Below are 20985 nucleotides of genomic sequence, written 5' to 3' on the forward strand. Positions count from 1 at the left end.
ATAGAAAGGTAGAATGATATGGCCATTATTCAAAACCCTGTATTACCTGGATTCAATGCGGATCCCAGCATTATCCGCGTTGGTGAAACCTACTATATTGCCAACTCTACATTTGAGTGGTTCCCTGGCGTTCGCTTACACGAGTCAAAGGATCTGCAAAACTGGAATCTGCTCCCCAGTCCGTTATCGACAACCACGCTTTTGGATATGAAGGGCAACCCTTCATCCGGTGGGATTTGGGCTCCGGCGCTCTCTTATGCTGACGGCAAATTCTGGCTAGTGTATACGGATGTGAAAATCACAGAAGGCGCCTTTAAAGACATGACCAACTACCTGACCACCGCGACAGATATTCGTGGCCCATGGTCAGACCCCATTAAACTGAATGGCGTTGGTTTTGATGCTTCACTGTTCCATGATGATGATGGGCGCAAATATATTGTTCAACAAACCTGGGATCACCGTGAATATCACCATCCATTCAATGGCATTACGTTAACGGAGCTTGACACCAGGACCTTAAAATTAAAACCAGAAACCGCGCGAACGCTCTATCGCGGTACCGCTGTGGCACTGGTTGAAGGACCGCATCTCTATAAGCGAGACGGCTATTACTATCTTTTCGCCGCTCAGGGTGGGACGGTGTTTACCCATCAGGAAGTGGTTGCCCGTTCAAAAACGCTGGATGCCCACAGTTTTGAAACTGCGCCTGGCGAGGTGTTCATCACTAACGTCGATACACCAGACAGTTACATTCAAAAGCAAGGGCATGGCGCTTTGGTTTCAACGCCTGGTGGTGAATGGTACTACGCCTCGCTCTGCGCCCGTCCGTGGAATCGCCCTGGTGAGTCGATTTACGACCCGCGCGGCTGGTCAACGCTGGGCAGAGAGACATCGATTCAAAAAGTGTACTGGGATGAAGAAGGCTGGCCGCGTGTCGAAGGGGGGCACGGTGGAAAAACCTTCGTTGAAGGGCCAAAGGATGCCATTTACACCGAAAGCGCCAAAGATCATAGCCAGTATGATGCCTTTACCTCATCGACGCTCGATCACAACTGGAATACGCTTCGCGTTCCGTTTAACGAAAAGATGGGCACGACCGGCGAGGGTAAATTGACATTAATAGGTCAGGGCTCGTTAGCCAATACCCATGACCTGTCGCTCATTGCCCGACGCTGGCAAGCCTTCTATTTTGATGCGCAAGTTAAGGTTAAATTTAATCCATTTAGCTATCAACAGATGGCCGGGTTAACAAACTACTACAACGATCGTCATTGGAGTTTTGTTTTCATCACCTGGAATGAAATTAATGGTTCGGTCATTGAAGTTGGTGAGAATAACCGTGGAAAATATACATCTTATTTAAAAGATGATGCGATCAAAATTCCGGAAGGTACTGAGTATGTCTGGTTCCGCACGAAAGTTCGGAAACAAACCTATAGCTATGAATATAGCTTTGACGGTACTCATTTCACTGAAATTCCTGTCACATTAGATGCTGCAATACTGTCAGACGATTACGTCCTGCAAAGCTATGGCGGGTTCTTTACCGGAGCCTTCGTTGGCCTGGCAGCCGTCGACTATTCTGGTTATGAAGTCAGTGCCGATTTTTATGATTTCTCCTATCAGGAACTGGGTGACACGTTAACCTCCGCGGGGATTTATAGCTGGGAGGCTAGCGAACGACGCTGAGCTTAACGGCAGATTAGTGAATGTAAATTGTTCACTGATAGTCTTGTGTAAGAGGCGGTAGCTGATACAGCGACCGCCTCGCATCAGGATGCGATAGATAGCGCCAGCACATTGCCAGGCGTGACGATGAAATACCGCAAGTTGTATTTTCCCTTATGGTCGAAATATCGAAATGACATCAGTCATTTGGTTAATACGCGTAGTGTCATAATAGATTGTTTGTCTATGACTAAATTTTAATTATCCAGAATATGGAGGATTCATTACGTCATTTATTTAAACTTACCTCTGCATAAACAAAAATATAAAATCAGCTTGTTTTGGTGGCGTCTTTTTATATTTACACCAGAACGGGATGGTTATTGTCTGAGAATATAATTAATTAATTTGAGATAACCATGAAAACTGTAAAAAAACTTCCTTTAGCTATGGCGGTTATTGCCGCACTTTGCCCTCTTTCCTCTGTAATGGCACAAGAATTTACTCAGGAACAAATCGACGCCATTGTGGCCAAAGCCGTCGATAAAGCACTGGCGGATCGTCAGGCCAAAATGGACGCCGCCGCCGCGAAGAAAGTGGATCTGGAGACCAACCCACAGACCGCAGCAGCGACGCCGGATATGGCGGTACCGTTCGGCCTGAAGTTCAGCGGCTACGCCCGCTACGGCGCGCATTTCCAGGCGGGCGATCAGAAATACGTCGGCGTGGATGGCTCTTATAACGGCGCCTCGGCGATCGGTCGTCTGGGTAACGAAGGCAACGGCGGCGAATTCCAGCTCACCAAGGCCTTTAAGAGCGAAAAAGGCGCGATATGGGATATCAACGTAATGTTCGACCACTGGAGCGACGAAGTGAACCTGAAAAAGGCCTACGTCGGCGTGACCAACGTGCTGGAATCCAACCCGAACGCCTATATCTGGGCCGGTCGTGACTTCCACCAGCGTCCGCAACAGGGTATCAACGACTACTTCTGGATGAACCACGACGGCCAGGGCGCCGGGGTGAAAAACTTTGATATTGGCGGCGTGCAGTTCGACGTGGCCACGGTGGCTCAGGTGAAATCCTGTAGCCCGGAAGTGATGGCCGATGAGTCGAACCCGTCGCGCATCACCTGTACCGGTAACTCCGACACCGGTGATGACGGCCACTACGCGCTGACCACCAAAACCCACAACATCAAAGCGGGCCCAATCGATGTTGAGGTGTACGCCAACTACGGCTTCGACTCCAAAGCGGTGGATAACGACAAGCAGCTTGATGCCTGGCAGGGCGGCCTGCTGTTAAGCCACACCAACAGCGATGACAGCGGCGTGAACAAGGTTATCCTGCGCTACTCCGATAACTCGGATAACAGCGTGTTCAACAAAACCGACGGTCTGACGGCTATCTACGCCAGCTTCGAGGGTAACTACAAGTTCACCCAGCAGGCGCAGGTGGAATACCTGCTGGCGTTCCACGACTACGACAACAGCAAAGACAAAACCGACAACCGTAAAAACTACGGCGCGATTGTGCGTCCGATGTACTTCTGGAACGACGTGCACTCGACGTGGCTGGAAGCGGGCTACCAGCGTGTGGATTACGACCAGGGCGGAGATAACCACGGCTGGAAGCTGACGCTGTCGCAGAACATCGCGATTGGTATGGGTCCGGAATTCCGTCCGATGCTGCGCTTCTACGTGACCGGCGGTCAGGTCGACAACAAGCGCACGGCGAAGGTGAACGGTACCGACGACCAGCAGCTGGATTCACTGAACTTCGGCGGCATGTTTGAGGCGTGGTTCTAAGCGAGCGTGAAAAAATCGCTTTGCCTGGAGCAGCCGGGAAACCGGCTGCTCTGTTTATTGGGTTGCCGCGGGCACGACTAGCGTCGCGTCAGCGCCAGCCGAATTCCCAGGCCAATAAACGCCGTGCCGACCACGCGATCCAACACCTTTTGCAGCGTCTGGTTACGCGAGACCGCGCCGGCGGCGCTACCGGCCAGAATGGCAAACGTGGCGTCGGTCATAAAACCAACCAGCGCATAGGCCATACCGAGGATCAGAAACGAAACGGCATGATGCTCGCCGTTCGGCATCACGAACTGCGGGAAGAAGGAGATAAAGAACAAAATCACCTTCGGATTGGTGAGGGTGGTAATAAACCCTTTTGACAGCAGGCCGCCGGTATTGGCCCTGTTTCGCTCCACCACCGGTTCATCGCCCTGTGCCGATTTCCGGCTAAACGTGCCCAGCACCATTTTCCCACCCAGATACATCAGGTATACCGCGCCGACGTACTTCACCACGGTGAACAGCAGCGGCGAGGCGATAATCAACGCCGTTAAACCCACGGCGCTGGCAACCGCATGGGTGCAGCTACCGAGCGCAACGCCTGCGGCGGAAATCAGCCCAGCGCGGCGACCGTTTGCCACGCTCTGGCCGACGACATAGGCCATATCGGGCCCCGGCGTGATGGAGAGCAGGAACACGGAGAGAATGAACAGCCCAAAATGGGTGATATCCAGCATGATGACCTCGGTTAGTGGATAAGGGTAACGCCGCTGCGCGCAAGCGCATCGGTGAGCGGTTGATCCAGTATACCGTCGACGATCAGCGTGCTGGCGAGGCTGAGCTCGCCGATGGCGAAAGCGGAGGCGGCGTTAATTTTCTCATGAGAGGCCATGACCACGGTTTCCGAGGCTCGTTCGCTCAGCAGACGTTTTACTCCTGCCTCTTCAAAATTTCCGGTCGTAAACCCGGCGCTGTGATGCACTCCAGTGACGCCCATAAAGTACAGATCGGCGTTGATTCGGCTGGCGGCTTCGGTCATCGCCGTCCCGGTCGTGACCACCGAGTGCTTGAACAGCGTGCCGCCGAGCAGGATGACATCAATTAACGGATAGTCGACCAGACCGACGGCGATGTTTGGGCTGTGGGTCACCACGGTGAACGGCATATCGACTGGCAGCAGCTTGATCATCTCTGAGGTGGTTGTCCCCCCGTCAACGATCACCACCTGGCCCGGGCAGATTAATGCCGCTGCTTTTTGCGCGATCGTTTTCTTTGCGTCAATTTGCACGCTTTTTCTTGCTTCGAACGGGGCGATAGCGGCTGAAACCGGCAGCGCGCCGCCGTGGACGCGCTGGAGCAATCCCGCCGCCGCAAGTTCGCGTAAATCCCGGCGAATTGAGTCTTCCGAGACGTTGAAGTGCTGGCTTAACTCGGTAGAGTGCACCTGTTTATCCCGAGCCAGAATCTCAAGGATGTGCTGTTTTCGCTGGCTGGCTAGCATCATTTTCTCTATGCGTGTTTGATCTTGAATGTGCACGATTATGCATGATAGGTTGTGCGCTGTCACCTGTTACCCAAAACAACAACCTATGTGGAGCATAAGATGCAAAGTATGATCATATTGATTGCAGGTCCAGTGCGAAGTGGCACCAACGGCGATGAACGGTTGATGCATGAAAACCTGGCCCGCATGGAGCAGACGGCGCTGGCGGTGTATCAGCGGGGGCATATCCCGGTGATTGGCGAGTGGCTGGCATTTCCGCTCTCGGCGGCGGCGGGGTCGCAGAAAATTGGCGATGCCATCAGCGAAGCGTTTCTTTACCCTGTGGCTCATCGACTGTTGACGCGTTGTGATGCGGTGCTGCGCATTGAAGGCGCGTCTAACGGTGCGGATAATGATGTCAGGGTCGCGAATGAGCTTGGGCTGGCAGTGTATTACTCACTGGATGAGGTCCCCGTGAAGACGAAGCAGGCGGAGGCGTAACTCCGCCTGACGGCGAAAAGATTAGATCCAGACGTCGTTGACGGCGGTGCGCGCGCCGCCCTCATGGCCGGTATTGAGTACGCCGCGCGGCTCAATAAGCAGCAGATGCGCTTCGTGTACGGCTGCCGTTTTGTGCTCAATACCCCGTGGAACAACGAACATTTCGCCTGCCTGAACTTCAACAATACGATCGCGGAACGCTATTTCCAGCGTGCCCGCGAGGACGACGATCGTTTCGTCGGTTTCCGGGTGCGCATGCCAGATAAAATCGCCCTGGATTTTTACTACCTTGAATTGATAGTCGTTCATTTCAGCGACCACTTTGGGTTGCCAGTGCTCGCTGAACTGAGCAAGTTTTGACACAAAATTAACGGGCTTCTGCATGAGTGAGTCTCCTGTAACAAGAGAACCCAGCTTATAAAGCGGCAGGTGGCGCGTATTGTACGTTTGTGCAGGTAGGGGACGAGAGGCCGTGGAGCTTTAGCCAGCGCCCCGGAGACAGCCCGATACACGCATTGAAGTGGCGAATCATATGACTTTGATCGGTAAAACCGGCCTGGATCGCGCTATCCGCCATGCTGAATCCGGCCAGGAGCAACTGCTTGCAGTAGCTGATGCGCCGCAGGATAACGTAGCGATGAGGGCTGGTACCGTACAGGGCGCGGAAGTCACGGCTCAGCGCCCAACGCTCGCGACCGCTGGCGGCGGTGAGTTCTTCAGAAGAGATGCTGCGGTAAAAGAATTCGTGGATATAGTCTCTGGCCCGTTCGGCGGCCGGATAATCGAAGGCGCGACGATGAAAGCGCAGCCCCCCCACCGCTGACAGCGCGTGCGCAAGACCGTAGAGCGCTTCATCTTCTTCCAACGGCTGTAGCGGAGCATCAACGGCGCAGAGTAAAGGCGTGGCGGCGGCCAGCAGTCGCGGATCGGCGGATATCCCCCCTTTGATATAGGGTAATGACTGGCCGCCCAGGATGGACTGTATCAGCGACGGCTCAACATAGAGCATGCGATAGCGGAAACCCTCTTCGGTTCCCGCTTCGCCGTCGTGAAGCTCATCAGGATGCAGCACGAGGGTTGAGCCGGGAAGGCCGTGTCGCATGCTGCCGCGATAACGGAAGCTCTGCACGCCAGACAGCGTGCGGCCAATGGCATAGGTATCGTGTCGATGCGGCTGATAGCCATGCCCCCTGAAGTAAGCTTCAATAATCTCAATGCGCGATGGCGCGGTGGCCCGGCGAAGCCAGTCCTGGGTTGCGATGTTGTTTTTCATGCAGGAGTCCGCAGTTGGGCTGGCTGACGGAAGTGCTCTCGTTTTACCTGCCTCTCTTGTTTATCGACAGAATATCACCGTCCAGCGGCTAACGTAGCATTGATGATGGTGCTCCCGTTGTTGCATGTCACACAGTCCCATTGGTCCGGAATGTATACAAATGATCGGTGAAAATGAATTTCCTGGAGGCGGATTTTTGTGCGCAAATTCGCTCGAAAAAAGTTCCGTTAGTCACGCCAATATTGTGAAGAAAATGTATCAAATACGATTTTTGACTAGGTTAATTCTTAGTCTTTATATTGTTGATGGTGTAAATTATTGCCTTAAAATAAGTAACAAGCGTAATTATGTTTTCTTATCGCATTGATATTTAACAAATAATTTTGTTTTATAAAGTTATGTCAGCTAAGTGTAAATTATTCTTTTGAGTGATCCATAGCTGTATTTCCCATTCGTCAAGCGGTGTTTTCTTGACCCCTGTCACGTCCTTTCATTTCGTAGGCTTATGAAATAAATCTTTACGATCTCGATCACTAAAATATCTTTCGTAAAAAAATAAAATGCAATTCCATAAAAATGAAACACAATTCCAATTGAGGGTTATTGCATGTTTAAAAAATCTCTGGTCCTGATGGCATTATGTGGCGCCTCTTTCGCAGCATCCGCAGTTACTGTCGATCTCCGTCATGAATTTATTGACGGCGGTAAAACTGATAAAACGAACGCTGACCGCGTTTCTGTCTCTCACCGTTTTGCAAATGGCTTTGGTTTCTCCGTTGAAGCAAAATGGAAATCAGGTGGTAACAACACCGATCAACCGTTCTCTGACTTCGTCGGTAACGGTCATGAAGAATCTATTAGCTACCAATACAAATTTAATAAAAACTTCTCCATTCAGCCTGGCTTTAATATTGAAAGTAACGACAGCCGTTCTATTTATAAGCCGAACCTGCGCGTTCAATATAGCTTCGACAACGGCTTCTACGTAGCCGCGCGTTATCGTTATGACTACACCCGTTATCCGTCAAATGCCAATAAAGACGATGACAAAGTTAACCGTGGTGATGCATGGGCTGGTTACGTGTTCGGTGACTGGCGTACCGAGCTGAACTACGTCTATGCACGTAGCTCAGAAGGCAATGCACGTAACAACAACAAGCCATATTCTCAGGAATATAACGTGAAAGTGGCATATAAAATCGACAAAAACTGGGCTCCGTATGGCGAAGTGGGTAACGTAGGCGTCAACGATCGTGATGACCGCCAGACCCGTTTCCGTGTGGGTGTCGCTTACTCCTTCTAATTGCCTCCTGCTTTAGTGAAACCCCCGGCGAAGCTGGCCGGGGTTCTCTACTTTTCCCTGCAAACCTTGCCACACCTTATTTGTACTCCGCCTGAATAATTTAATTAATGTTAAAGCGCAGTTGTGTCGCTATTACCCCACGTCTTTCGTATTCACATCATCGAAGAGGTTCGTGTATGGACAGCGCTATCGTCGTAGTATTACTTCTCATCGTCTGTTTCCTGATTCTGGGGGGCGGATGGTTTCTCATCATGCGCACAGAAATGAAAATAGAAAAAAAGATGCATACTGAATTCGAGTTAAAAAGAGAAGAGGAAAAACAGCAAAAGATACTACAAAAATATGAGGAGTTGCTGGCGATGGAAATTGAGTGGCACACCCAGCGGCTGGCCAGCATCAGTTTTTTTATTGCCAAATTAAAGAAAAAGCAGGATGCCGAATATCGTAGTACGCAGCCCAGCATTAATGGTGATAACACGCAGCTTCATTCGAAAATAAAGGCGCTGATCTTCATTTACTTCCCGCATCTGCAGGATGATTACGCCAAGCTTTGCAAGCTGGCCGATTGCACGGTCTATTTTGATTATCTGTACGGACGTTCAAACGACGGCACTCGCGTGTTGCGCGACCTGTCCGACAAAATGCAGAAGTTCGCTGCCCAATCTACCGAGTTCCAGAACCGAATCCGTAACGAGGTCACGGTGAAATGAGTGGCGGTCTCCATCGCCCCAGGTCTATGCTTAGCCTCGAACCCATATAAAAAATAGAGGCAATGTCATGGATAAGGAACTACAGGATGCGGGCTATCGCGTCTATACCGGGGAAAAGATTGATGTCTATTTCAACACCGACATCTGCCAGCACTCCGGCAATTGCGTCAGAGGCAGCAGCAAGCTGTTTAACCTGAAGCGGAAACCGTGGATTATCCCGGATGAAGTGGACGTTGCCACGGTGGTGCGGGTGATCGATACCTGCCCGAGCGGGGCGCTGAAATACCGTCATCATGACTAAGCGAGGGTGCGATGGAGATTCTGGAAGGGCATAACAAGTTTTATGTGAATGATGCAAACGGCAACCAGGTGGCGGAAATCGTCTTTGTGCCGACCGGCGAGCATTTGAGCATTATTGAGCACACCGATGTCGACCCCAGCCTGAAAGGGCAGGGGGTCGGGAAACAGCTGGTGGCGAAGGTGGTGGAAAAGATGCGCCAGGAACAACGAAAAGTGATCCCTCTGTGCCCGTTTGCCAAGCATGAGTTTGATAAGACTCGCGAATACGACGATATTCGCGCCTGACCTTTTTGCGCCAGCGCAGGCTGGCGCGATTTCCTCGCTTTTAGCGGAGCTGTTCAATGATCAGCATCGCCGCGATTGCCACCATCAATCCTCCGGATATCCGGCTGACGACCCGCGCGGCCTGTGGACGGCTGGTGAGTAGCGCACGTGAACCGTAACCTACCAGCAGATAGATGAGCGTACAGGTCAGCAGATGCATCAGCCCCAGCGCCGACATTTGCAGTGCCAGCGGCCACTGACCGTGTGGATCGGTAAATTGCGGCAGCAGCGCCAGAAACAACAGAAAAACCTTGGGATTCAGGCCGCTGATGCACAGCCCTTTCAGCACCCACCGATTCCAGCCGCCGCTCTGCAGGCTGGCGCTGGAGACCGTTGCCGGGTGGCGCAGCAGGGAAATGCCTAACCACAATAAATAGAACGCGCCCAGTAGCGTGATAGCCGACAGCGCCAGCGGATGCCCGGCAATCAGTACGCCAACGCCCGCGACCACCACGATGGTCGCCAGCAGATGCCCGGACATCAGCCCGGCTACCGCCGGAACAATGCGCCGACCGTGGATTCCGGCGCTGATGGTGTAGGCCCAATCGGCCCCTGGCGTCATGATCAGCAAAAACGACACCAGCCAGAAACCGGCCACTAAGCTCATCTCCATGACCCACATTCTCCATTATTTTTCATTGCGTTATCCCCGAAAACCCTGACCCGATATCGAGAAAGAATATCGTTATTTCCGCGCAATGAGCTTTCAATGTTATGCTGGAATTTCGCGCGCAGAGAGAGAATCTTCTAAATGGATAGCATTGATCGAAAAATTCTTGCTGAACTACAGGCGGATGGCCGTTTATCTATCACCGAGCTGGCTGAACGGGTAAACCTGAGCCTCTCGCCGTGCCATCGACGCCTGCGGGCGCTGGAGCAGGAGGGGGTGATTACCGGTTATCGCGCCAACCTTGATCCAGGCAAGATGGGCTTCAATTTTGTGGCGCTGGTGTTTGCGACGCTTAAAGAGGGTGACCGCAAAGCGGTTAGCGCTTTTGAGGAGGCGGTGGAAGAGATCCCGCAGATCGTACTGGCCCAGCGGCTGTTTGGCGACCCCGACTATTTAATGCAGGTGGTCACGCGCGATCTCTCGTCGTTCCAGAAGCTCTACGACCAAAAGCTCTCGGCCATGCCGGGCGTACAGCACCTGCGCTCGACGCTGGTGATGAAAACCGTCGTGCAGGATCGCGCTTTCCCGCTGGAGACGCTGAAAGAGAAATAGTTGGCTGAAACGTTTCGTGTGTTAAAGTAGGGCGACAGGGGATGGCATTCCCCCTTGAACCGCCGTGTGGCTGATGATGCCTGTTTTTATTCCTGGACCGGGAATGAACAGGCACACCTCTACCGCGTCCAGGATGATCAATTCATCTAAGGATGCGTCCATGATTTCTGAACACTTCGCGCGTAAAAATACGCTTTTCTTTCTTTTGCAGTGGCTGCTGCTGGCGACAGTGATTGCGGTGTTGGCCGGTTCCGCCTCCGCGCTCTTCCTCTTTTCACTCGATTGGGCAACCGCGACGCGCATCACGCAGCATTGGCTGATCTGGCTACTGCCGTTTGCCGGTTTTGCCGTCGGCTGGCTCTACCTGCGCTTTGGCCGCTCGGTAGAGGGCGGGAATAACCTGATCCTTGAAGAGGTACATCGCCCGGCGAACACCATTCCTCTGCGGATGGCGCCGTTGGTGTATATCGGTACCGTCGTTTCGCATCTGTTTGGCGCGTCGGTTGGGCGTGAAGGCACTGCGGTGCAAATGGGCGCTTCTATCGCTGACCAGTTTACCTCGTTGCTCAAGCTCAATAACGACGCGCGCCGAATGGTGTTGATGGCGGGGGTCAGCGCTGGCTTCTCCTCGGTATTCGGCACGCCGCTTGCCGGCGCTATTTTCGGTCTTGAGGTGATGGCGATTGGCCGCATGCACTACACCGCCATTTTCCCCTGCCTGCTGGCGGCGGTGGTGGCTGACCAGGTGGGGCTGATGTGGGGTGTACACCATACCCACTACGCAATGTCGTTGATTCCGCCACTCTCCTTGTGGACGCTGGGGGCGGTGATGGCTGCTGGCTGCTGTTTCGGCCTGGCGGCGCGCGTCTTTGCTGATGCCACGCACCTGATTGGCGGTGTGATGAAAAAATACGTGGCGTATGCGCCGCTACGTCCGTTTATCGGCGGGGTGATTGTGGCATTGGCGGTCTATCTGTTGCTGGGGGATCGTTATATTGGTCTTGGTATTCCGGTGATTGTTGATGCTTTTCAGCATCCTCTGGCACCGTGGGACTTTCTCGGCAAGCTGGCTTTTACCGTCATGTCGCTGGGCAGCGGTTTTAAAGGCGGTGAGGTGACGCCTTTATTCTATGTCGGGGCCACGCTGGGTAACGCGTTGGCGCCGCTGCTACATCTTCCGTTCGCTTTCCTGGCCGGCCTGGGCTTTGTTGCTGTCTTTGCCGGGGCCGCCAACACGCCGATCGCCTCGACGTTGATGGCGATTGAGCTGTTTGGCGCGGAGATTGGCGTGTATGCCGCGATGGCCTGCGTGGTCGCCTGGCTGGTCTCCGGCTATAGCGGAATCTATCGTTCTCAGCGGGTTGCTTGTCTGAAGCATCGGGTGGTGCCCGTCGGGATCACACTGGCGGAACTTCCGGCCTGGCAGCGTAAAAATTCGCGCCCGCAGCCTCCAGTGGATGAAGCGAAAGCGGATAGCTAATAACGTATTGTTGTAACGGAGTGGAATTCTTATTGCGAAAATGTAAATAACGAACTCAATATTTGTTATTTCAGAATGGCTGCGCATTCTGGCTATCTTGGTTCCAGCCCAACTATCCGGCATCGAATCAGGAGAAAACCAGAATGAGCAGACAAATCAAATTAGGTGCTTTTCTTCCCGGCGGCGGCCAGCATATTGCGGCATGGCGTCATCCGGATCAGCCTGCCGACGGCGCAACCAGTTTTGAATTCCACAAACAGCTGGCGCAAACCGCCGAACGCGGGCTGTTTGATGCTTACTTCCTGGCCGATGGCCTGGCGATTCCTGCTTCTGGCGTGACCGATGGCGGCACCGCCAAGGTGGCCGGTTTTGAACCGGTGACGCTGTTTTCCGCGCTGGCCCCGCTGACCAACAATATCGGCTTTATCGCGACTGCCTCGACCACTTATGAAGAGCCGTACAACCTGGCGCGCAAGTTTGCCTCGCTGGATTTAATCTCCGGCGGCCGTGCTGGCTGGAACGTTGTGACTACGGCGACGGAAGCTGCGGCGCATAACTTCAACCTCGACACTCAGCATCCGCACGAATATCGCTATCAGCGGGCGAAAGAGCACGTTGAAGTGGTCAAAAAGCTGTGGGACAGCTTCGAGGATGACGCGTTCCTTCGTGATAAAGCCTCCGGCCAGTTCTTTGATCGCAATAAAGTGCACGACACGAATCACGTCGGCAAATTCTTTAAAGTTCGCGGGCCACTGAATGTGCCGCGTTCTCCTCAGGGCCAGCCGGTGATCGTGCAGGCCGGGCAATCTGAAAGCGGACGTGCGCTGGCAGCTGCCACCGCCGAAGTCATTTTCACCTCACACCAGCATCTGGAGACGGCGCAGGCCTTCTATCGCGATATTAAATCTCGCGCCAGAGCAGCAGGCCGCAACCCGGATCACGTGCTGATCATGCCCGGTGTCGCGCCGTTTATTGGCCGTACCGAAGAAGAGGCCAAAGAGAAATACCACAAGCTGACTTCGCTTATCGTCGAAGCCGACGGCATTGCGCTGCTGAACGGCCTGGCCGGTGGGGGGATCGACCTGGGTAAATTCGATCCTGATGGCCCGCTGCCGCCGCTGCCGGTAACCGAAGGGATGAAATCGCGTCCGGAACTGATCCGCCAGATCGCCGATGAAAACAACTTCACCATTCGCCAACTCTACCAGTGGGTTGCGACCGCGCGCGGGCACTTTACCGTGGTGGGAAGCGCGGAGCAGGTGGCCGACACGCTGCAGGCGTGGTTTGAGAACGAGGCCGCAGACGGTTTCAACGTGCTGCCGCCGTGGCTGCCGGGCGGGCTGGATGACTTTATCGAGCTGGTGGTGCCTATTCTGCAAAAACGCGGCCTGTTCCGTACCCAGTATGAAGGCAAAACGCTGCGCGAAAACCTGGGGCTGCCGTTTGCCGATAACCGCTACAGCGCCGCGCGCAATGCCAAAGTGGCTTGAGGAGGATCTATGTTCTATTCCACCACCCGAATTCGCCTGAAGGCTCGCCAGACAACCGCGCCCGCCTATCGGCAATGGTATCAGCGCAGCCTGTCGCTGATTGCTCGCTACGGCCTGCTGGTGCTGTTTTTTGCCGGCTGGCAAATCGCCAGCACCGCAGGCTGGCTTAACGCAGCGGTGATCCCGCCGCTGGATAAAATCTTTGCCGCGCTGTGGAACGGTATTTCTCAGGGCGCACTGCTGGGTGACATCACCATCAGTTTACAGCGCGCCGGGTTAGCTTTTGCCGCCGCTATCGTGGTGGGGATTCCGCTGGGGCTGTTTATGGGACAAATACGCCCGCTGGAGCAGGCGCTGGATCCTATCTTACAGCTCTTCCGCCAGACCTCGGCGCTGGCGCTGTATCCCATCTTTATCCTGCTGCTGGGCCTGGGCGAAACGTCAAAAGTGTTCGTTATCTTTTGGGCGGCGCTGTTCCCGATTCTGCTGTCGACCATTAGCGGTGTGAAAGAGGTGGATGGCAAGCTGCTGGAGATGGCGCGGACCTTCGGCGCCGGACGACTGACGCTGTTTTACCGGGTGATTGTTCCTGCCTCGGTGCCGTCCATCTTTGTTGGGCTGCGTCTTTCCGCGACGACCGCGCTGCTGCTGCTGATTGCCGCAGAAATGATTGGCGCGAATCAGGGGATCGGTTTCCGGGTGATGAATGCGCAATATAACTTCCAAATACCGATGATGTTCGCGGCGATATTCCTGCTGGCGTTTGCCGGGCTATTAGCGAACGCCATTCTGGTCCTGTTGCAGCGTCGTCTGTGTCGCTGGAACTCACGTAACCATTAATTTTGCACGTTATTTTGCGTTTTTAAATTAAGCCTGATGGGAATTTCAATAATGAAAAAACAGATCTCTTTTGTGTGGGTGGCGATACTTTTCCTCTTTGGCATCAGCACATCAGTGCGGGCTCAGGAAGCGGTCACGATGCGCTATATGGCGAGCTACGGCGGTATTTCCGCCCACGAATTAGCCGACGCGCTGGGGTATTTTAAGGATACCGGGGTGTCGATCAAAAATGCTGGTTATGCCAGCGGTGGCCCGGAGTCTTTATTTGCGCTGGCGTCGAACAGCATTGATATCGGATCGGCAGCCACGCCGGCGGTGATTAACGCCATTGCTAACGGTAACGATTTTGTCGCTGCTTACCCTACCAACGGTATTAACGAGACCACCAAATCTATCTTCTACGTGAAGGAAGATAGCCCGATTAAATCGATCAAAGATTTAGCCGGAAAAAGCGTGGCGGTGAATACCCTGGGGGCGCACCTGGATTACACGTTGCGCGAGGCGCTGCGTCAGGCCCATCTGCCGGAAAACGCGGCGAAACCGGTGGTCGTGCCGGGCCCGCAGCTGGAACAAACTTTACGCTCTGGTCAGGTCGACGTTGCGGCATTTGGCTACTGGCAAACCACTTTTGAAGGGTCGGCGCGCAGCCACGGCGGCCTGCGTCCAATCTTCAACGATGCCGACGTACTCGGGCCGATTGCCGGCGGCTTCACGGTGCTGCGTGCTGACTTCGTTAAGCAGCACCCTGATGCGGCGCGCATCTTCGTGGTGGAGTCGGCGCGTGCCCTGGACTACGCTCGCGACAATCCGGAAAAAGTGCGCGAAATTATGGCCAAAATCCTTAAGGAACGCGGTGAGAACCCGGAGGTCGCGAAATACTTTACCGGCTACGGCGTGCGTAAAGGCGGCCAGTCCGAACCACACGACGTGCAGTTCTGGCTGGATATCCTCGAGCGTGATGGCGTGCTGAAAAAAGGTCAGCTCAAAGCCTCTAATATTTTGCTGAAAACGGAAGGTGTGTGATGACTGCGACACTTCAGACGCCACGCGGCGATATTTCGATTCGTAGCTTACGCAAAACGTTCTCGCTGGAAGGTAAACCGTTCGACGTTTTCCGCGACCTGAACTTACAGATTGAGAGCGGGCAGAGCATTGCCATCGTTGGGCCGAGCGGCTGCGGGAAAACCACGCTGCTGCGTATTCTGGCGGGGCTGGAAACGCCGGATGCGGGCGACGTGGTGATTGACGGTCAGGCGGTGCATGGCATGAGCCGCGAGCGCGCGGTGATTTTCCAGGAGCCACGCCTGCTGCCATGGCTGACGGTGCTGGAGAATGTCAGCTTCAGCCTCGACGTACAGGGCGTGCCGCGCAAGCAGGCCAGAGCGCGGGCGAAAGAGGCGATTGAGCTGGTGGGCCTCAGCCACTGCGAGCAGGCGCTACCGAACCAGCTTTCCGGCGGCATGGCTCAGCGTGTGGGAATTGCCCGCGCCCTGACCATTCAGCCAGAAATTCTGCTGCTGGATGAACCGCTGGGCGCGCTGGATGCGATGACTAAAATCACCATGCAGGAAGAACTGGTCCGTATTCGTGATGCGGAAAAGATGACGATGGTGCTGGTGACGCACGATCTGGAAGAGGCGATTTATCTCGCTGACCGGGTGCTGATTCTGCCGAAAATTAAGGGCGACCCGATTCGCACGATTGAAGTTTCGCTGCCACGCCCGCGCGAACGTAGCAGCACAGAGTTCGTCGTCCTGCGTCAGCAATTAATGGCTGAGTTTGGTCTGCATTAATTATTGTTTGTAATATGCGTGGCTTAATTTAATTTCCGTGCAAACTGTAAGGCTGCTTTTTTTAATTAAAAAAAGCAGCCAAAGTCTATTTGTTAATGTTTTTTGTTAAATAATGGGTGATATTTTAAAATAATGTAAAAGTGCGCTACTATTGTCGCACTCATTACATTTAGCTATGCGAATATCATCATTATGCCTGCTATTAATAAAAAACTATTTTCTCTCGCCACCATCGCCCTGCTGGTCAATTCCGCTGCTTACGCCAATACTGAAACCACGCAAAAAACCGATGTTCTGCTCATCGGCGGCGGCATCATGAGCGCCTCTCTGGGCACCTGGCTTCAGGAGCTGCAGCCGGACTGGAAGCAGGTGATGGTCGAGAAACTCGATAAAGTCGCATTAGAATCATCTAACGGCTGGAATAACGCCGGCACCGGCCACTCGGCTAACATGGAATTAAACTACACGCCGCAGCGCCCGGACGGCAGCATTGATGTCACTAAAGCGCTGGAAATTAACGAACAGTTTATAATCTCCCGCCAGTTCTGGTCGGCGCAGGTGAAGCGCGGCGTATTGAATAATCCGCACTCCTTTATTAATTCCACTCCACATATGAGTTTTGTGTGGGGCGATAAAAATGTGGAATATCTCGGCAAGCGCTACGATGCGCTGCAAAAAACCACGCTGTTCCAGGGCATGAAATTCTCTACCGATCATCAGCAAATTGCTCAATGGGCGCCGCTGGTCATGGCCGGTCGCGATCCGCAGCAGAAAGTGGCTGCCACCTGGACGCCGGTGGGTACTGATGTCAACTATGGCGAAATTACGCGCCAGCTGATTGGTAGCCTGCAAAAGAACGAACACTTTACGCTGCAAACCTCCTCTGAAGTGACCGAGTTTAAGCGCAACGGCGATAACTCGTGGCACGTGACCATTGAAGACGTCAACAGCGGCAAACAGCATGCTATTGACGCGAAGTATGTCTTCATCGGTGCAGGCGGCGGCGCATTGAAGCTGCTGCAAAAAACCGGTATTCCGGAAGCGGATAACTATGCGGGCTTCCCGGTGGGCGGTTCATTCCTGATGACTGAAAACCCGGACGTGACCCGTCAGCATATGGAGAAAGTCTACGGTCAGGCTTCCGTGGGCGCGCCGCCGATGTCGGTGCCGCACATTGATGCGCGCTTTATCGACGGTAAACGCGTGGTGCTGTTCGGGCCGTTCGCAACCTTCTCCACGAAGTTCCTGAAACAAGGTTCGTTCTTCGATCTGCTGAGCACGACCACCACCAGCAACGTCATGCCGATGACCCACGTGGGTCTGGATAATTTCGACCTGGTGAAATACCTCATCAGCCAGGTGATGTTGAGCGATGACGATCGTTTTGCGGCGCTGAAAGAGTATTACCCGCAGGCGCGTAAAGAAGACTGGAAGTTGATTCAGGCCGGTCAGCGCGTGCAGATCATCAAGAAAGATGCCGATAAAGGCGGCGTGTTGAAGCTGGGTACCGAAGTGGTGGTGGATCAGCAGCGTACCATTTCGGCGCTGCTTGGCGCATCTCCGGGGGCCTCTACCGCCGCGCCTATCACCCTCAACGTGATTAAGAAACTGTTCCCGGAACAGTTCAACTCACCGGAGTGGCAGAGCAAAATCCACAGTATCGTCCCGAGCTTTGGCCAGAACCTTAACGGCAACGTCGCGCTGACCCAACAGGTATGGAACGACACCGCCGCGACGCTGGAACTGACCAAACCGCCGGTGATCCAGATGCCAGCCGCCCCGGTAGCGCAGGCTAAACCGGCTGAAGAGCAGCCAGCCAGCGCGTCGCCGCAGCACGATATGGCGCTGTAAACTTACCGTTTTCCAGCGATAAAAAAGACCTGACGGGGGAACCCGACAGGTCTTTTTTTTTGCATCAAATATTGTTCAGCCTAAAAACATCACCGATACGCACATCAACCCGACAATCAGCGTAATCAGGCTACCGATAGAGCGGTAGGGCTTCAGCGCCGGGATCAGGTAAGTCGACAGCGTCGGCATGATAAACAGAATCATGGCGATCAGCGGGCCGCTGATAGCGTAAATCATCGAAATGGCATTCGGGTTGATGCAGCAGACGATGAACGTTACTGCGGAGACCAGCATGATAGACAGCCCGCGATTGAACGAGCGGCTCTTACGCACGCCAACCTGGTTCAGCGACGCTTTCACCATCTCACTCGCTCCTTCAATCACGCCAAAATAGGTGCCGAGGAACGATTTTGACATCGCCACAACCGCCACAATAATGCCGGAAATCGACAGCCAGCCTGGTGAGTCAGGCATCATCGATAGCGCAGAAAGGATGGTGACGCCTTCTTCTTTTGCCGTATTGATGTACGACGGCGGAATCGAAAGCAGGCAGCTGAACACAAAGAACAGCACACTCAGGCAGATAACCAAGTACGCTACCTTCATGATTTTTTTGCATTTACCCATGGCTTGCTCGCCGTATTTCTCTCGACGGTCGATGGCGAAGGTCGAAATAATCGGCGTATGGCTAAAAGCGAAAACCATCACGGGAATGGATAACCACACCTGATGCAAAGTGTGCGTGTTGACCTCCATCTGCGTGGTCAGCAGCGACGGCTGCCAGCTTCCGGTCAAATAGAGCGATAAGAACAGGAAGTAGGCGATCAGCGGGAACACCAGCATGCCCATGACGCGGATAGTGGTCTGGCGACCGGTCAGGAAGATCAGGTTCAGCAACAGCACCACGCCCAGGCTAATCAATGCACGCAAAGGTAAATCGACGGGCGTATAGCGGGCAATCTGCTCGGCCAGGGAATTGGTGATAGCGACGGCGTAGATTAGCACCACCACGAAGAAGGCAATGAAATAGAGCGCGGTGATTAAACTGCCGATCTTTTTGCCATAGTAGTGGGTGACGGCGCCAGTAATGCCAACGCTTGCCGGAGTGTTAGCGGAAAGGATGAACTGACATAAAGCGCGGTGTGGCCAGTAGGTTAACGGCCATGCCACCAGTGCGGTGATAAACAGAACTACCGCACCGGCGGCCCCTAGCTGGATGGGCAGGAAAAGGGTTCCCGCTCCGACGGCAGTGCCATATAGGGCAAAGCTCCATAGAGTTTCGTCTTTAGACCAAATTTTAGACATTATCTGAATATATCAACCATAAAACCAAAAAAATGGCGGACAATTTACCATAATTAGCTTTTCGTGTGGCTGAACATTTTCAGGCCGCTTGTTATCGGCCTGAAAAGAAGACTAATTTTGTGCGTAAAGATTCTGTTGGCGGCGTTTGATGATGCGATCGCGCAGCGTATCGTACGCCCAGTTGTAGAGCATGGTGTAAGGCAGGAAAAACAGGAAGAAACCAATCTCCAGCGTGAGTGCCTGCAGCAGCGTTACGCCCAGCACGAACGACACGATGCTGACGCCAATAACGATAAACCCACACTCAAATCCCAGGGCGTGCAGGGCACGCACTTTTGCCGTCCGCTTTACGCGAGTGACCGGCCACAGGCGGTCAAAAACGGCGTTGTAGATGATGTTCCACACCATGGCGGTGGTGGCCAGAATAATCGTGAGTCCCCCCATTTCCAGTACGGACCGTTGCATCAGCCAGGCGGCGGTAGGGGCGAGGATCGCGGTGGCGATCCCTTCAAAGCACACGGCGTGGAAAATACGCTCCGGCAGCTTTCTGCGATGTAATGAATCGTGTTGCATCTGATGACCTTCGTTTTATTGAACACTGTTATGCGCATTTTATGGGTAAATGTGATAAGTAAAAGATAGAATCCATCGATAAAGTAGATACTTCATGCGCTATTCCCCCGAAGCTCTGACCGCCTTCGTTGAAACCGTCTCCTGCGGATCCTTTTCCGCCGCGGCACGCCGTCTACGCAAAAGTCAGTCGACGATCAGCACCGCCATCGCTCATCTGGAGGTGGATCTCGGCGTCACGCTATTCGATCGCTCTGCGCGCCAGCCGGTATTGACCCCGGAAGGTCAGCGGGTGCTGAGCTACGTGCAGGCGATCCTCGCCGCCAGCGAACGGCTTGATGAGCTGGCGGTTTCATTGAGCGGTGAAACGGAAGCGCGGCTGACCTTTGTGCTGTCGGATACTCTGCATCCGGACGTGCTGGAAGATCTGCTGGCGCAGTTCGATCGTCGTTTCCCGCATACCGAGTTTGAATGTCTGGTGGGGGAGGATGATGATGTGGTCGATCTGTTGCAAAAAGGCCGCGCGCAGGTGGGGTTGATTGAGGCGCGCGACGACTACCCTACCGATATTGGTCATACCCGTCTGCCGATGCAGACGCGCATGGCGGTCTATGTCTCTCCCGATCATCCTCTGACCGCGCAGACACGCGTGGAGTGGGAGCAACTGCGCACGTGGCGCGAGCTTCGGTTGAATACCTATCTGGAGAATCGCACCGCACCCGCGCGCGGGCCAGTATGGTCGGCACCCAACTATCTGATGCTGCTGAGCATGGCGGCGCAGGGGCTGGGATGGTGCGTATTGCCCTGTGCGCTGGTGGATGAATTTGCCAGTTCGGCGGAGCTGACTATGCTGGATATTACAGGCTGGCCCATGTCGGTTTCTATCGATTTGCTCTGGCATAAAGAGGCTCCCCTGGGGGCGGCGGGGAGCTGGCTACGTCAGTACCTCCAGCAGGTGTCGACGTAGCGCAGACGATAAGCAATTCCTTTGTGATAAGACTCACTTTTTTTAAACAATTGCGAAAAAAGTTGATAACAATCATCTACTATACGCAGGTTATTTTGCGCTGAGGTTG

22 protein-coding genes and 1 riboswitch are annotated in these 20985 nt (G+C 53.8%); of the genes, 15 read left to right on the forward strand and 7 right to left on the reverse strand.

The genetic code is table 11. The features are described 5' to 3' along the window. Positions 1-18: 18 nt before the first annotated feature. A complete protein-coding gene (locus tag K7B04_RS09420; RefSeq protein WP_223803887.1) occupies positions 19-1692 on the forward strand; it encodes a glycoside hydrolase family 43 protein in 1674 nt (557 codons plus the stop codon). Between the two features lie 398 nt (positions 1693-2090). Further along, on the forward strand, positions 2091-3479 hold the full coding sequence (locus tag K7B04_RS09425; RefSeq protein WP_163446073.1) for a carbohydrate porin: 1389 nt from the start codon (positions 2091-2093) through the stop codon (positions 3477-3479). Positions 3480-3556: 77 nt separating this feature from the next. Here K7B04_RS09425 and K7B04_RS09430 read toward each other — a convergent pair whose 3' ends face one another. Beyond that, complete coding sequence (locus K7B04_RS09430) at positions 3557-4201, reverse strand: LysE family translocator (protein WP_223803888.1); 645 nt, start codon at positions 4199-4201, stop codon at positions 3557-3559. A gap of 11 nt (positions 4202-4212) precedes the next feature. Further along, positions 4213-4965 (reverse strand): DeoR/GlpR family DNA-binding transcription regulator, encoded by a 753-nt coding sequence (locus K7B04_RS09435; RefSeq protein WP_167577244.1) that lies wholly within the window; start codon positions 4963-4965, stop codon positions 4213-4215. Positions 4966-5067: 102 nt separating this feature from the next. Between K7B04_RS09435 and K7B04_RS09440 the strand changes: the two genes are divergently transcribed. Then, entirely contained in the window at positions 5068-5448 is a 381-nt protein-coding gene (locus K7B04_RS09440) for an NUDIX hydrolase (RefSeq protein WP_167575078.1), read from the forward strand. 21 nt (positions 5449-5469) lie between these two features. On the opposite strand, the gene K7B04_RS09445 is transcribed toward K7B04_RS09440, so the two are convergent. After that, the gene (locus tag K7B04_RS09445; RefSeq protein ID WP_163446076.1) at positions 5470-5832 is read right to left on the reverse strand and encodes a cupin domain-containing protein; all 363 of its coding nucleotides are present in this window, start codon (positions 5830-5832) and stop codon (positions 5470-5472) included. 31 nt (positions 5833-5863) lie between these two features. Then, on the reverse strand, positions 5864-6721 hold the full coding sequence (locus K7B04_RS09450) for an AraC family transcriptional regulator (RefSeq protein WP_167575079.1): 858 nt from the start codon (positions 6719-6721) through the stop codon (positions 5864-5866). A 607-nt stretch (positions 6722-7328) separates the two neighbouring features. On the opposite strand from K7B04_RS09450, the gene K7B04_RS09455 reads away from it, so the two are divergent. The 4 genes from K7B04_RS09455 to K7B04_RS09470 all read left to right on the forward strand — a co-directional run bounded on the left by K7B04_RS09455 (position 7329) and on the right by K7B04_RS09470 (position 9319). Continuing rightward, positions 7329-8024, forward strand: a complete 696-nt coding sequence (locus K7B04_RS09455; RefSeq protein WP_064542854.1) for a porin — start codon at positions 7329-7331, stop codon at positions 8022-8024. A 176-nt stretch (positions 8025-8200) separates the two neighbouring features. Continuing rightward, entirely contained in the window at positions 8201-8734 is a 534-nt protein-coding gene (locus K7B04_RS09460; protein WP_167575080.1) for a hypothetical protein, read from the forward strand. 67 nt (positions 8735-8801) lie between these two features. Continuing rightward, entirely contained in the window at positions 8802-9035 is a 234-nt protein-coding gene (gene yjdI / locus K7B04_RS09465; protein ID WP_064542861.1) for a 4Fe-4S mono-cluster protein YjdI, read from the forward strand. A gap of 11 nt (positions 9036-9046) precedes the next feature. Beyond that, positions 9047-9319, forward strand: a complete 273-nt coding sequence (locus K7B04_RS09470; RefSeq protein ID WP_163446079.1) for a GNAT family N-acetyltransferase — start codon at positions 9047-9049, stop codon at positions 9317-9319. 40 nt (positions 9320-9359) lie between these two features. Here K7B04_RS09470 and K7B04_RS09475 read toward each other — a convergent pair whose 3' ends face one another. Next, positions 9360-9971 (reverse strand): LysE family translocator, encoded by a 612-nt coding sequence (locus K7B04_RS09475; protein ID WP_223803889.1) that lies wholly within the window; start codon positions 9969-9971, stop codon positions 9360-9362. 138 nt (positions 9972-10109) lie between these two features. Here K7B04_RS09475 and K7B04_RS09480 point away from each other — a divergent pair, with 138 nt between their 5' ends. The 7 genes from K7B04_RS09480 to mqo all read left to right on the forward strand — a co-directional run bounded on the left by K7B04_RS09480 (position 10110) and on the right by mqo (position 18034). Then, on the forward strand, positions 10110-10580 hold the full coding sequence (locus tag K7B04_RS09480) for an Lrp/AsnC family transcriptional regulator (protein WP_065358244.1): 471 nt from the start codon (positions 10110-10112) through the stop codon (positions 10578-10580). A 28-nt stretch (positions 10581-10608) separates the two neighbouring features. Then, a riboswitch (Fluoride riboswitch) is annotated at positions 10609-10670 on the forward strand. Positions 10671-10740: 70 nt separating this feature from the next. After that, on the forward strand, positions 10741-12060 hold the full coding sequence (locus K7B04_RS09485) for a voltage-gated chloride channel family protein (protein WP_223803890.1): 1320 nt from the start codon (positions 10741-10743) through the stop codon (positions 12058-12060). A gap of 143 nt (positions 12061-12203) precedes the next feature. Further along, on the forward strand, positions 12204-13550 hold the full coding sequence (locus tag K7B04_RS09490) for an LLM class flavin-dependent oxidoreductase (protein ID WP_163446082.1): 1347 nt from the start codon (positions 12204-12206) through the stop codon (positions 13548-13550). 9 nt (positions 13551-13559) lie between these two features. After that, complete coding sequence (locus K7B04_RS09495; protein ID WP_223803891.1) at positions 13560-14390, forward strand: ABC transporter permease; 831 nt, start codon at positions 13560-13562, stop codon at positions 14388-14390. A 51-nt stretch (positions 14391-14441) separates the two neighbouring features. Then, positions 14442-15413, forward strand: coding sequence for an ABC transporter substrate-binding protein (locus K7B04_RS09500; protein WP_163446084.1), 972 nt, complete (start codon positions 14442-14444; stop codon positions 15411-15413). Continuing rightward, positions 15413-16183, forward strand: coding sequence for an ABC transporter ATP-binding protein (locus K7B04_RS09505; RefSeq protein ID WP_064542884.1), 771 nt, complete (start codon positions 15413-15415; stop codon positions 16181-16183). Before K7B04_RS09500 ends, K7B04_RS09505 begins: the two co-directional genes overlap by 1 nt. Positions 16184-16375: 192 nt before the next feature. Next, the gene (gene mqo, locus K7B04_RS09510; protein ID WP_223803892.1) at positions 16376-18034 is read left to right on the forward strand and encodes a malate dehydrogenase (quinone); all 1659 of its coding nucleotides are present in this window, start codon (positions 16376-16378) and stop codon (positions 18032-18034) included. 75 nt (positions 18035-18109) lie between these two features. Here the strand turns inward: mqo and K7B04_RS09515 are convergent, their stop codons facing one another. Both K7B04_RS09515 and K7B04_RS09520 read right to left on the reverse strand, forming a co-directional pair. After that, positions 18110-19339, reverse strand: a complete 1230-nt coding sequence (locus K7B04_RS09515; RefSeq protein WP_167575085.1) for an amino acid permease — start codon at positions 19337-19339, stop codon at positions 18110-18112. A 111-nt stretch (positions 19340-19450) separates the two neighbouring features. Next, positions 19451-19912 carry a multidrug/biocide efflux PACE transporter gene (locus K7B04_RS09520; RefSeq protein ID WP_065358237.1) on the reverse strand — a complete coding sequence of 154 codons (462 nt, stop codon included), beginning with the start codon at positions 19910-19912 and terminating at the stop codon, positions 19451-19453. A gap of 94 nt (positions 19913-20006) precedes the next feature. On the opposite strand from K7B04_RS09520, the gene K7B04_RS09525 reads away from it, so the two are divergent. Beyond that, positions 20007-20876 (forward strand): LysR family transcriptional regulator, encoded by an 870-nt coding sequence (locus K7B04_RS09525; RefSeq protein ID WP_065358236.1) that lies wholly within the window; start codon positions 20007-20009, stop codon positions 20874-20876. Positions 20877-20985: the final 109 nt, after the last annotated feature.

The organism is Kluyvera sp. CRP (assembly GCF_019930565.1).
GTDB lineage: Bacteria > Pseudomonadota > Gammaproteobacteria > Enterobacterales > Enterobacteriaceae > Kluyvera > Kluyvera georgiana_A.